The sequence below is a fragment of the Mesorhizobium sp. AA22 genome (genome assembly GCF_001672375.2).
GTDB lineage: Bacteria > Pseudomonadota > Alphaproteobacteria > Rhizobiales > Rhizobiaceae > Mesorhizobium > Mesorhizobium wenxiniae.
Map to the genome: position 1 here is coordinate 5,804,246 of NZ_CP048406.1, position 12,853 is coordinate 5,817,098.

The following is a 12,853-nucleotide window of genomic DNA, read 5'->3' on the forward strand; positions in this document are numbered from 1 at the left end:
TAGGACCGGAACGAAGAGGAGGACCCGGAGCGCCAAGCGAAGGGTTGCGGGCCGCCGCGGCGGGCCTAGAAGGGAGTGCCGCCCACCCCGTGCCACCGGGGAAGGCCACCACAAAAATCGACGCCGGCCAGCTGGCCGGCGACCGTCAGCAGCCGACAGGCTGCCGGCGTCAAGGGGGCGAAGCCGGATGGCCGAGACCGCCTGAGCCTGTCGAAGAAAAGCGGGCTCGGTGCACGAGCACCCGGCGCGCGCCTTCAGGCGCGCGGGCGCTCAGGACTCTGGTCCCGAGAGCAGTTGATGCGGTCATAATGCCGATTTTGCAGCTGTGGAAGACTGAACCTTGGCGTTTGCGCGCACATCGGCGATGCAGCTTCGCAGCCCGGCCGTCTCTACCACCCCGGCTATCACTTCGTCGCCGACCACCAACGCCGGCGTGCCGGTGATGTACAGCTCGTTGGCGAGCGCGCGATCGCGTGCGATGGCTTCGGTGATGGCCGGGCCTTCCATATCCCGCTTGAGCTGCTCAACATCGAGGCCGACACGTGCCGCAATGACTAGGGTGGTTCTTTGGTTCACCAAGCCGGGAAAAGCAAAAAGGGCGCGATTAAACGCCTCATATTTTCCCTGTTTGTGGGAGGCGAGCGCCGCACGCGCGGCGAATTCGGAAGCAGGTCCCAGGACCGGGAGCTGTTTACGCACAATCCTCAGATTGGAATCATGCTTGAGGGCTTGCTGGAGAATGAGGTCCATTTCCTTGCACAGCGGGCAGTTGTAGTCGAGGAATGAGACCAGGGGGACGTCGCCCTGCGGATTGCCGGCGATTGGCGAGGCGAGGTCGTTGAGGAGTGCGTCGCGATGCTGCGGAATGAGTATCCTCAAGTCCGCCGCGAGCAAGGCGTTCATCTCCGAGCCGTTGCAGGTCGTCAACCTATCTGGCTGTCGCCTTAGCGTTCCCAGCACGGACAGGGCGAGGACTAAAAAACCGATTACGGCGACAAGGCCGGCGTTTTGCTTGGACATGGGTCGGGCTCCAATCAGCCGTTAACGGGGCAGCAACGGCTGGCCTTTTGGCGTGAAAGTTGGTCGTCGCTTTGGATCGCTTGCCCGGCAGTTCCCGCAGTCGCGGGGGGCTCACAATGTCGGTGCCGGCGCCATCTGGCGGTTGCTTTATGGCGGCTTGCTCCAACGGGCTGACTGCAATAGCTGAGCGGCGCTCGCGAGTTGCCAGCCGAGACCACCGGTCATCACGCCGGGCGATCTGCCCTTCAACGCCCGAGCGCCGAAGGACCCGCTCGCGAGAGCCTTTGCCAATCGTCCATCATCCGGCTCGCCCTTCGGGCAACACGAACCTTCCCACTGCGTTGCCGAGAAAAATGGTCAGCACACGGCACTCCGACACAAAGTGGTCGACGCGAAGAATAAGCGTCACGCCGACAGCTGGGGCGGTCGGAACGACAAAGAGCGCCGCGGCCAACGTGAGGAGGCCCGCACCGGTAATGCGAGTTGTTCCCTTCGAAGAGAGCAAGGCGACGAACAGCAGCAGGATCCGACCGCCGATCGACATATCCGTGTTCGTCGCCTGGGCGAGGAAGAGGGGGACCAGCGTCAGGTGGATATTGGTGCCGTGCAGATTGAATGAATATGCGGCCGGGATGCCGAGGCCCACGACCGAACGCCTGGCGCTCGCCCCTTCGACGGGCGCGGCCCTCATCAGAATGCCGACCAGCTTGAACACCGGTGCGAGGAGCGCCTGAAGCAAAGAAAGCACAGGCTTGCCCGTGTCGCCGACCATCGCCAGAGCGATGCCGAACAGCACCGAGAAGAACAGGACCTGCATGATGTCGCCTTCGGCGAAGGCACCAACGATTGACGGCATCAGCAAGCCGGTCACGAACTGCTCGTGGATCTTCGCCGCATAGCCCTTCACGGCCTGAGCATCGAGCGAGGCTGGATCGATGTTGAGGCCGGCACCTGGCTGAACGACATTTGCGACAATGAGACCGACAATCAATGCGAGGCTCGAGAAGGTGAGGAAATAGATCATTGCCTTGCCGGCGACCCGGCCGACCTTCTTGAGATCGTTCATGCCGCCGATGCCGGTTGCAATTGTCAGGAAGATGACAGGCGCGATGATGATCTTCACGAGCTTGATGAAAGCATCGCCGAGCGGCTTCAGAGCCTCTCCGCTCCCCGGATAGAAAAAGCCAACAGCGACGCCAAGGGCGACGGCGGCAAGCACCTGAACGTAAAGCCGCGCAATATGGGGCTTACGAGGCCCGGCGTTCGCGCTGTGGACTTGTGGAGCTAACACCGTTTCTCTCCCTGCCGGATCGGGGCGGGCTCTTCCTCGCTTCAACGCCTCTCACTGGCGGCGCTCCGGTCGAACGCTGCTGCCATCTCGGGCGCAAGTGCCGTGCCAAGCAGCGGCGGCGCGATAACGCGCAGGACCTTTCACGCAGTGCCGCATTCGCCGCAGGCGCGTGCCCTCCTAAAAACAAGGGCAGACCGTCGGCTGACATGCGGCCTGGCAGCGGCCGAAAGGTCGTCGAGGCAACCTGTTTGCCTTGGTGGCTGCGATCGGGATCTAGATGGTCGACACCTGGCTATGGCTATGTCGAAGCCATCGCCCAGTCGGCTGAGCTTGTCGGATATCAAACACCGCCGTCGACAGGGGATCGCTATCGCGATCCGTATAGTCTGGCGCTCCACAGATGGAGTAATCGACCGGCCGGGTTACGGCATGGGCCCTGAGCTGCCTCTTCGCGCGCGATCGTCGTTCTGGCCGCACCGCCCGCGAGCCACAATAAGTTTGTCCCGCCCCTTACAATAATTCATCAAGGCGTCTACCTCGGCAATCACCAGATCGGGCGTGATGTCGAACTTGCAGCGGACTTTGACCGGACAGCGCCGCACTTTGTCCAGACCACATCCGCGACATTCAATAACGCTCATAAGCATGCTGACCAGGGGCCCACGAAATCCCCAAATTTCCGGTAGATGTGACGCGGTGAAAATGCCGACAGTAGGGCGGCCAAGCTGGGCAGCGACATGCCCAGTGCCTGAATTGTTCGACACCACGAGCGCGGCCGAATTCATGAGATGATTGAATTCCAATTCTGACAAGTCGACAGCCGTTCGAATCTCCGCGGCTCCACAGTCGCGAGCTGTCATCGCGACCTCCTCAAGCGCTTCCCGGCTTTCGCCACGGCCGACGAGAACCACCTCACCGCGGGCAGAAAGAGCAGCGACAAGTTTGCCAAAATTTTCAATCGGCCAATCGCGCAGGCTGGAATTCGAAAACGGAGCCACGACGATCGGGGACTTGCCTTCTGCCGAACTCTGTCGGCGGCCCGCTTCACTTTCTGCGTCGAAACAGGCCGCTGCCTTTGCGACCAGAAACAGGAGGATTTCCGACACATGCTGGAGACGTACCTGCTTACGGTCAACGAACCAATCAAGCCATGTGCGAGGGAATTTGTCGGCGATCCCTATTTTTTGGGCCAGCTTGTAGAGGATGGTTCTGCGCAATTTCAGATCGAATGGCGCTATCGCAATATCGATCTGATGCATTCCGTAAGGATCAACTATCGCCGCACGATGCCTGGCGGGGACTTCGAGCAAAATGGGCCTTGTCTCATCCGGGACACGCATATCAATGGCGAGATCAAACTCGCCGGTCAGCAGCGGCCGTATGTCGGCCGCTTTCTTGCGGGTATCGACCTTCGGGTTGCGAGGAAAGAAGTCAAAAGCAACGTAATCGTCGGCGAGGTCGAACTGTTTTGCAGTGTCGATGTTCCAGCTTCCGACCACCAGCGTAATGTGGGCATCGGCAAAGCGCTGACGCAGGTCCATCAGGGGCGCTAGAGACATCCAAAAGTCCCCAACACGATCAAGCTTAAGCGCCAAAATTCTCATCTTGGCGCTTGGCTGTTCCGACTCTTCCCAACTGCGGTATATAATTTGATTGGCGTCGCGCTTTGTAAAGTATCCCATTGCCATTCCGAGGTTATACGTACAACATTGCTAGCCAAGTTATGTGTGTGTAGGTTGGATTCTTCCAATCTGATCCGCGTTAACAATTTAACGCGGCAAACGACTCTGAAACGACTGGTGATTTGCAGTGTTCGCGTCTGCGAACCGAAAGAGGAGTTCCGGCGTCAGCCCCGGTCAGTCCGGAAGCTTTGCCGACCAGCGACGGCAACGACGAGCGGAAAGTGGGCTGTCGAATTTCTTTGCGGGAAGAGGCAGGTGCGGACTGGCCTGAATGAGTTAGGCCTGGGTGACGCCGGTCGTTCAACGGTTCTGAGAGGGGAAAGACTCCGCTAAGAAATCGAGGTCGGACAATTCGAAATCGTCGGCCTGCTGCAACTCATTCCCAGGACAATTTCCAGCGCACGTCTGAGGTCATGCAAAGATTTTCCCCTTTCGGGCCCCTTTTCACGCGACAGAGGCAGCGGATGGTCGATGGGTGCCGGTGCTGACGTCAATGCGAGATTCCGGAAGGTTGAGAAAATCGTTTGTTTCGATGAAGCCCATCCACGCCATGGATAGATGGCTGCCAAAGTTTGCGGCCACAATACAGCGGAGCGGTAGCCTAGCCGCTCCGGTGCGCGCTCACTTTCGAAGCGCCCAGCACCATCTCGGCATCGAGCACCTCCGGAAGTACCCGGCAGCGCCGCCAAATGGCGGCCAACCCGTCGAACCGAAAATCCGCGGGCGCATTCCCGCACAGGCGCGACTAGACGCCTCTCCTGTTTCCCCAGAGCATAACGTGCAACTGCGGCAACACGCGTGCTTCGAACCACCTGTCGTGTGTCACCTTTTCCACAAGCCACTCCATGCGTTTTATTATTCCGTCCAGGTCGACAGGTGCGTCTTCATTGCCAGGGCGCGGTGGCGTGTGGTTGCCGGGTTGCAGATAGACCGGAAGGCGCGGAAATCGCGCGGCGGCGTCTTTGGCATAGGCGTAGTCACTCTCGTCGAAAACAACGAGCTTGAGCACGATTTGCGGCTTCTGCTGCGCCGCTTCTATGCACGCCTCGAATGCAGCCCAATCGGTCCTCATTTCGCTTGACGGCGGCTTTGGGCTGAGAACCAGCACATCAAGATCCGCAAACCAGTCGCTGACCACAGAACCCTGGGTTTCCAGCGCAAAACGGTAACCTTCACCACGGCCTCGCTCGATCAGCCCACCGAAGGGCTGAATGGCCGGATTGCCGCCTGACAGCGACACCATCACTGGCCGGCCACCGGAAAGCCCAACGACGCTTTGCCACACCGCATCGATTGGCATCATCTCCCATTCGTGGCGGAATTGGCTGTCCACCGCATGGAGGCTGTCGCACCAGGAGCACCGGTAGTCACACCCGCCGGTTCTGATGAAGACTGTAGGCAACCCGATGAGCACCCCCTCGCCCTGGATCGTGGGCCCAAATATCTCGCTCACACGGATTGCGGGACGCGTGTCCGTCACGGCCGGTATTCCGCCCAGGTTTTCGGGGTTTCGCTCACCCGTACGGCCGCGGTTTCCGGCAGACGTGCCTTGCACCATTCATAGAAATGTCTGGCCAAGTATTCCGCCGTGACTTGCTCATGTCCCAGCACCTCGTTGAGGTGCCGATGGTCGAGGCTCTCGTCGATATAGCGTTTGAGCGGCGCCAGATCGTGATAGTCGCGCACAAAGCCGTGCGCGTCCAGGTCCTTCGCCGAAAGTTCCACTTCGACGATGTAGTTATGCCCGTGCAGGCGCGCGCACTGATGATCCGGCGGCAAAGAGGTGAGCTGGTGCGAGGCCGAGAAGTGGAATTCCTTGGTGATGCGGAACATCAGGCGCTCCTCCTCCGCAGCGCCTCGAGCCAGAAGACAGGGTCTTCGTAGTCGGTAGGATCAGCGTGCCCCGCGAGATGAAATCCCTCGCGCCGCTCCACGCATGTCCCGCACCGTCCGCAGTGACGCTCGCCGCCCTTGTAACACGACCAGGTCTCCGCAAATGGCGTTCCGCGTCTTGCTCCATCCCGGACGATGTCGCCCTTTGTGAGGTTGACGTAAGGCGTGTAAAGGCGAATCTCTGCGTAGCCTTCCAGCGCGCGGTCTTGCATCATCTGGAAAGCTTCGATGAAGGCCGGACGGCAATCTGGATAGATGAAATGGTCCCCACCATGGACGGCCATCGCCACCGCTTCGGCCTTGTGCGCGGTGGCGAGACCAAAGGCAATTGCCAACATGATGGCGTTCCGGTTCGGCACTACCGTGATCTTCATCGTGTCTTCGGCGTAGTGGCCGTCCGGCACGTCGAAATTATCGGTGAGCGCTGAGCCGGAAAGGCCGCGGCCGATTTCGGGGATGTTGATGATCTGGTGCATAGTGTTCAGTCGCTCCGCGCAGAGAGCGGCGAAGCCCAATTCTTTCCTGTGCCGTTGGCCGTAATCGAAAGACAGGAGGCCGGCGAGCTCGTGCTCCGCTGCCACGCTGTGAGCAAGGGAAACGGAGTCCAATCCGCCGGAGCAGATGACGAGAGTCTTCATCGTGGTATCCTTGTTTTGACCGGGTAAGGCTGCGACCGGAGATTTCTCTGCGGTCCCCCTACCCCAGCTAGTCAACTTTGTGAACCCGGTGGAGTCTGAACGCTGACGTGCCGAGGCGCACCGGGCGCCAGCGGGCTCTTTCATGGATGTCCAAACCCAAGCATATGCTCAGAAGGACAAATCGAAGCGACTCGAGGCATTGCTGGGAAAGAAGCTGACCTATCCAAATCTGCGTTACGGATGCTTGCATAGGCCACACGCGAATTGGCGAAGTAACGAGGAAGGTACGGAGTTCGTTAACGGCGGGAGTGCAGAAGCCCAAGTTCAAGGACAGAGCGCGCGCCCCGCTTCAGGATCAGTTCGATCTGGAACACGAATCCGTCGTTGCAATCACCCCTATATTGCGCGCAATAGCCTACATGGCGTTGGATGAACTGGATTTGGCGATTCTCCAGATGGCGGTCGAAAGCGTCCGCTCACTCTCCCTAAGCTTCAACCAAAAAGCCGCAGAGATAGCCACGAGGAGCCACGGTGTCCTGGTTTTCGACGTGCGGGTCGATGGTGACTCGGAGGTCCAGCGGATCGCAGCCATCCGATATCGAGCCGACCAGACGGGCGTGGTCGCGTTGGACAGACAAGGCCTTGTTACCCGCTCTTGCATGGTCAATGGCACTTTCTCACATTTCATTTCGCCATTGGAGAACTGGGCCAGCATGCCCCTGTCAATGCAGGCCAAGATCGATGTCACCGTCCATGCCGGTCTCTTCCTAGGCGCTTTGCGAAATGCCGGTCATATGCGTGGCAGCTAGCATGACCGGAATGCATCTGCGGATTTTTGGTCCGCCTGCGCGTCCGAGCGACCGGCCACCGAGGCTCCGTGACGCGCGGATGTGTTCGGGGAGAGCGCGACGATCTGCTGCACACGTTCGGATATACCTCACGTGCAGGAGCCGCGCTCCTTAGTTACCTTCTCCTTCACGTTACAGGATTGCGCGAAAATATTCCGCCGGTGCGCCTGCTTGGCGGTTACGCCGCGCTTCTGCAGTTAATTGAGCAGGAAAAGCGCGCAATCAGTGGAGATCCATGAGAACTGGCTTGAGGCGACCCGCTACCTCAACATGGATCATCTGCGCGAGCACAAGAAGGAGAACCTGAGGGCATTGGCCGCCTGAGACGCGGCCCGCCATGTCCGCCGCTCCGCTAAACACGGGGGTTGCGCGACGGACACGCCAACGTCACCGCTAATGCCCTGCCATTTTGCAGAACTCAGCACACTACCGCTGGTGCTTTACAATCAGGTGGCAAACTGATCATGCGATTCACCGATCCTGCGGGCTTCACCCCAGCCTTTGGCTCTTAGGCCTACGGCAGCGTTGATCCATGCCAGCAACACTTCTTACGTGGGAGCATGAATACGAACCCCGTTCGCCGAGCTATTGCGCGATTCACCATTCATTCACTTTATTAGCGCACGTTCAGAAGCGGACATGTTGGTGTAGCTCGTACGTGCCCAAAGCCCCGGCGCATCGACCCAGCGCCGGGGCTTTTTTGGTACCAGAAGGCACCGCTGAGAGGAGCAATCGTCCAGCGGTGCAGGCCTTGGCTGCTTGTGAAGGATCCGGAGTTGCTGCTTTTTTGCGGCGTAAAGAAATCCGGGCTTTTACGGCGTCCAAAAACTCGGGTGTCTGCGGCGGGGCGCGCCATTTGGCGTGGCAACGCTGGAACTGCGGATTGCACCTAAAAACTTCCCGGGCCCAGGTCGTGCGGGAGAATCGACCGGAATAGTCGTAAGCTTCGCACTACGCCGTCCGGCCAGCATATCAACCGTACGTAGCGCACGCGGGCGGGAGCATTGGTCAGGCTGAGCATCGTTAAGCGCTACGCCGACAGGCCGAGAACCGGTTGCCATAATACAGGTCCGTTCAGACGTCCCCTCCAGCGGATGCGCTTGAGGCTAGCGTGGGAAATCTCGAGAAAACCGGCGACCGCCTCCGTGTTACCAACCGGCTTCGGCTGTCCGATGCGCGACAACGGCCACGTTGCGAGACGCAGGATCCGTTCCATGCGCGTATCGGTCACTGTCACAATCCGAGTGAGATTGTTTGCCAAGCCGAATTCGATCATGCCGGCGAAGAGCTCGTACGTTGCTTGCGCCAGTCCGCCAGACTTAGGCGCTGATGGAGGGAGATCGAGTGCGAAACGACTGCTCTCCCAAATGCGGGCACTCGCGGGCGCCGCAGTCTCACCCAGCAGCATCGGAAAGGTGTCGCGCAACATTGTCGGTCCGGTAGTCGGTAAAAGACGGACGCAACCGCAAATTCGCCAGTCAGATCCCTTGAGAAGCAGATAGACTGGGTTCAGGCTGTCAAATGCGTCTGTTTCCATCTCGCTTTCGGTCTGAACTTCCCAATCCAGCCTTTCCTTGAAGACCCGATGCCTGAGCCCGTGCATTTCATTGAGCTCGTTTGGAAACTCGCCATAGAGCTCAGGTGTTATCAGCTGCATCATCTGTCGCCTCCGTGCAGGATGTGTTCCCGCTATCGAAGAGCAAAGCCGACATTGATGCAGCCTGTAGACCTTTACAGCTTTCCAACAAAAGGAGTCAGGATCTCCACTGACGGGACGCAGTTAGCCGTGCTATGCCCTGGTTTATGGTTCGCACGCCAAGCTTTGCCTTGGCGTTTTCCAGATGGAAGGTCACGGTGCGTTTCGAGACGCCGAGGATCTGGCTGATATCCCAGGCGGACTTACCGCGCGCCGCCCATTTCAGGGATTCGAACTCCCGCGGGGTCAGCGTTATGCCATCCACCACGCAATCTTCGGCGAGCTGGCGCCGGGCATGTATATGAAAGTTGATTGCGACCAGCTGCAATGCTTTTTCGTAGCGAGTGAGTGACCGCAAGAGAGGCGGACGGGACTGGTCGGAAGCGAAGGTCAGCGCCGCAAACCGGCCGCGACGGTCATGCATGGACATGGTCAATCCGCCGCGAATGCCAAAGTGAGCTGCTTTTTCCAGGATCTCTTGCTGCGAGGCCGGCAGACACTGGCGGGGTCGATCCACGCCCCAATCAAAAGTATCCCAGCCTTGCAGCCCGCGCAGGATCACCGGATCATGGCTGTGGTAGCGCAGTTGCAGATAGTGCGATGTCCAGGATGAAGGATAATTTGAAATCAATCGCGGCCTCTGGCCGGAGGCCGACGGGTAACTGAAATAGGCGAAGAGCGGAAAGTCGAAGCCGGCTGCGGCGGACGCAATCGCCTCATGGAGGTCGACCGCATCGACGCTTGCAGAGAGTTGCTCGACGAAGTTTTCGAATACGCGATACATCAGCCCCTTTGCGCCACCTCCTCGAATGTTGCTCGACGCCAGGCGGAAACCTGGGTCTAAATGACCCCGCATCGATGCGACGCGGACGATTTGGTCGCCATCATCGCCGGCATTACTTTGTTGCTTCCCCGTGAAGCGAACGCCGCGCACCTGGCCGCATACCAACCGGGGATGTTGAGACGTTATCGATGAGCCGTGTGTCGCCGAGCCAAGCCGCGATAAGCAAGCGTGCTGGTCGGTCAAGCCTTGCTAGCGGCTGCAGGTCTGTTTCGCCGCGAAGTTCCAGGTACTCGACCTCGCGATAGCCTGCCGCCAGAATTGTTGCACGCGCTTCATCAAGCGTGGGCAAGACAGGAGAGCCACGCGCAAGCCGCTCAGCCGTGTCGAGCAAGACCGAAGCCAGCTTTGGGGCAATGGCGCGTTCTGCTGGCGAAAGCCGGCTATTGCGCGACGATAGTGCAAGACCATCGGTTTCGCGGACTGTCGGACATGCGACCACCGTGATCGGGATGTCAAGGTCCCGGACCAAGCGCCTGACAAGCTGAAGCTGCTGGAAATCCTTTTCGCCAAAGAAGGCGAAGTCAGCGCCGGTCTGCAGGAAGAGCTTGGCCACGACCGTCGCCACGCCATCGAAATGGCCGGGCCGGAAGGCGCCGCACAGGCCCTCGCTGAGAGCGGACAGCGAAACGGCCGTGGCGAAGCCCGCTGGATACATCTCGTCTGCATTCGGCACATAGAGCAGATGTGCGCCTGTCGGCACGAGCTTGGCAGCATCTTCGTTTTCCGTCCGGGGATAGGCGGCAAGGTCGGCGGCACTGTTGAACTGCTTGGGATTGACGAACAGCGTCACGACTACCCGCTCGGCCTTCTGAAGCGCGGCACGCACGAGGCTCAGATGGCCTTCGTGCAAGGCTCCCATGGTCGGCACAACGGCGATACGGGTGCCTGAGCGACGCCATCCCGCGGCAACAGCGCGGAGCTCGGCAACGGTTCGAACGATCGGCACGCTCATGTGACGCCTCCGGCCTCCGTCTCGTTGGCGTAGAGATGTTCGGCCGCTGGAAAGCGCCGTTCCCTCACGTCGGCGGCGTAAGCCGCTATCGCCGCATCGGCCTGGTCGCCTAATTCGGCGTAGCGCTTGACGAATTTCGGCCGGAAAGAGCTGAAAAGCCCGAGCATATCGTCGCTGACCAGAATCTGGCCGTCGCAGGCGAGCGAGGCACCGATGCCGATCGTGGGGACGGCGATCTCCGCAGTGATGCGCCGTGCAAGCGGCTCGGGCACTTTCTCCAGCACCACCGAGAAAGCGCCGGCTTCCGTGACCGCACCGGCGTCGCGCCTGATGCGCTCGGCATCGTCTCCCCGCCCCTGGACGCGGTAGCCGCCGAGAGTATTGACCGCCTGCGGCGTCAAGCCGACATGGGCCATGACAGGCACGCCGCGCGCGGCGAGGAAGCGGATCGTCTCGGCCATGGTCTGCCCCCCCTCGAGCTTCACCGCTGCACAACCGGTCTCCGCCATCAGGCGCGCAGCGTTGCGGAAGGCCTGGTCGGGGCTTTCTTCATAGGAACCGAATGGCAGGTCTACGACCATCAATGCTCGCACCAGACCGCGGCGCACCGCCTGGCCGTGCATGATCATCATGTCGAGAGTGACGCCCAGCGTCGACGAGAGGCCGTGCAGGACCATGCCGACGCTGTCGCCGACGAGAACGATGTCGCAGTGTCGATCGGCCAACCTGGCGATCGGCGTGGTATATGCCGTCAGGCAGACGAGTGGAGTCTGGCCTTTTCGCATCCGAACATCCAGCGGTGCAATTCCCTTTCGATCACCAGCTGCGCTCAACCCATCCCTCCTTCCCTAGCGTTACCCGCCGCAGGTGTCGCGTTTGGCACATTTTTGTGCAAGTGCGAAGAGCTAAAAATGGGGATGCAGCTGTGCGGTGTTGACGTGCGGACAGCCTCGCTTACATTAAATCGATTAAGGCTCCCGGGCACGGGTCAACCACTTTCACGAACATGGACGATCAGGCAACAGGAACCAGGAAAGACAAAGCCGGCAAGGCGGACCAAGTCAAAGTGGACCTGATCGCCGTCGTCGTGGCCGTAAATGAAAGTGACCCCTGTCTCCTAACCATCGGGGAGGCTGACACCCTGCCGTCCGGACCTTTTGCGCTTGAGCACCGGTCGCCGCAATCCGGTTTGAGGGGGTGGGTCGAGCAGCAGACCGGCCAGCCCTTGGGGTACATCGAGCAGCTTTACACCTTCGCCGATCGGGACCGAATCGGCGTCGAACGCCAGCAACGCGTCATCTCCATCAGCTATCTCGCTTTGACCAGCAAAGAACAGGCAGCGGGCTCATCCAAGTGCGGTTGGCAAAGCTGGTACGACTATTTTCCATGGGAGGACCACCGCTCCGGCACCCCGCCGGTGGTGCTGGATGTTGTGCGACCGCGCTTGATCGGTTGGGCAGACGGAGCCAGCGACGCGGCCACGCGACGCGAACGCCGGCAGCGGGCGGCGATCGCCTTTGGCTTCGACGACCGTTATTGGAACGAGGAGCTCGTGCTTCAGCGATATGAGTTACTTTATGAAGCAGGCCTGGTCCAAGAGGCCGGAAGCGGACGGGAGACGCCGCTTCCCCTGGTGCCGAGCAAACCTATGGTCGCTGATCATCGCCGTATCGTGGCAACGGGCATTGCGCGGCTGCGCTCCAAGATCAAATACCGGCCCGTCGTCTTTGAGCTTATGCGACCGACCTTTACGCTACTGCAGCTGCAGCGAACCGTGGAGGCGCTCGCCGGCAGGCTCATCCACAAGCCCAACTTTCGCCGCCTGATCGAGCAACAGGAACTGGTCGAGGAGACCGGTGAGACAACTGCGGAGACCGGTGGTCGGCCGGCGAAGCTCTACCGCTTCCGCCACGCCGTTCTCGACGAAAGGGCCATCGCCGGGACAAAATTGCCGCTGGCGCGGGGTTGACATCCCTTATACTCACGGCA

The 12,853-nt window shown here is 60.1% G+C and carries 11 protein-coding genes and 1 pseudogene; 2 read left to right on the top strand and 10 right to left on the bottom strand.

The features are described 5' to 3' along the window. Positions 1-303 precede the first annotated feature (303 nt). The 6 genes and pseudogenes from A9K68_RS27670 to queC form a co-directional block, all read right to left on the bottom strand. Complete coding sequence (locus tag A9K68_RS27670; RefSeq protein ID WP_065009035.1) at positions 304-1,020, bottom strand: DsbA family protein; 717 nt, start codon at positions 1,018-1,020, stop codon at positions 304-306. A 147-nt stretch (positions 1,021-1,167) separates the two neighbouring features. Then, positions 1,168-2,311 (bottom strand): annotated as a pseudogene (locus A9K68_RS27675) (cation:dicarboxylase symporter family transporter). A gap of 422 nt (positions 2,312-2,733) precedes the next feature. Further along, on the bottom strand, positions 2,734-3,993 hold the full coding sequence (locus A9K68_RS27680) for a glycosyltransferase family 9 protein (RefSeq protein WP_163603079.1): 1,260 nt from the start codon (positions 3,991-3,993) through the stop codon (positions 2,734-2,736). 745 nt (positions 3,994-4,738) lie between these two features. Continuing rightward, on the bottom strand, positions 4,739-5,473 hold the full coding sequence (gene queE, locus A9K68_RS27685; RefSeq protein WP_065010612.1) for a 7-carboxy-7-deazaguanine synthase QueE: 735 nt from the start codon (positions 5,471-5,473) through the stop codon (positions 4,739-4,741). Further along, positions 5,470-5,826, bottom strand: a complete 357-nt coding sequence (queD, locus tag A9K68_RS27690) for a 6-carboxytetrahydropterin synthase QueD (RefSeq protein ID WP_065010611.1) — start codon at positions 5,824-5,826, stop codon at positions 5,470-5,472. The genes queE and queD overlap by 4 nt, the downstream gene beginning before the upstream one ends. Continuing rightward, the gene (queC, locus tag A9K68_RS27695; protein WP_065010615.1) at positions 5,826-6,524 is read right to left on the bottom strand and encodes a 7-cyano-7-deazaguanine synthase QueC; all 699 of its coding nucleotides are present in this window, start codon (positions 6,522-6,524) and stop codon (positions 5,826-5,828) included. The genes queD and queC overlap by 1 nt, the downstream gene beginning before the upstream one ends. Positions 6,525-6,832: 308 nt before the next feature. Here queC and A9K68_RS27700 point away from each other — a divergent pair, with 308 nt between their 5' ends. After that, positions 6,833-7,333, top strand: a complete 501-nt coding sequence (locus A9K68_RS27700) for a hypothetical protein (RefSeq protein WP_245430144.1) — start codon at positions 6,833-6,835, stop codon at positions 7,331-7,333. A gap of 1,069 nt (positions 7,334-8,402) precedes the next feature. Here A9K68_RS27700 and A9K68_RS27705 read toward each other — a convergent pair. The 4 genes from A9K68_RS27705 to panB all read right to left on the bottom strand — a co-directional run bounded on the left by A9K68_RS27705 (position 8,403) and on the right by panB (position 11,697). Beyond that, positions 8,403-9,032: an acyl-homoserine-lactone synthase gene (locus A9K68_RS27705; protein WP_065010610.1), complete on the bottom strand. Its 630-nt coding sequence runs from the start codon at positions 9,030-9,032 to the stop codon at positions 8,403-8,405. A gap of 94 nt (positions 9,033-9,126) precedes the next feature. Next, positions 9,127-9,852 (bottom strand): LuxR family transcriptional regulator, encoded by a 726-nt coding sequence (locus tag A9K68_RS27710; RefSeq protein ID WP_065010609.1) that lies wholly within the window; start codon positions 9,850-9,852, stop codon positions 9,127-9,129. Positions 9,853-9,964: 112 nt separating this feature from the next. Beyond that, on the bottom strand, positions 9,965-10,864 hold the full coding sequence (gene panC, locus A9K68_RS27715) for a pantoate--beta-alanine ligase (RefSeq protein WP_065010608.1): 900 nt from the start codon (positions 10,862-10,864) through the stop codon (positions 9,965-9,967). Further along, the gene (gene panB, locus A9K68_RS27720; RefSeq protein WP_065010607.1) at positions 10,861-11,697 is read right to left on the bottom strand and encodes a 3-methyl-2-oxobutanoate hydroxymethyltransferase; all 837 of its coding nucleotides are present in this window, start codon (positions 11,695-11,697) and stop codon (positions 10,861-10,863) included. Before panB ends, panC begins: the two co-directional genes overlap by 4 nt. A 173-nt stretch (positions 11,698-11,870) precedes the next feature. On the opposite strand from panB, the gene A9K68_RS27725 reads away from it, so the two are divergent. Continuing rightward, entirely contained in the window at positions 11,871-12,833 is a 963-nt protein-coding gene (locus A9K68_RS27725; RefSeq protein ID WP_065010606.1) for a hypothetical protein, read from the top strand. Positions 12,834-12,853: the final 20 nt, after the last annotated feature.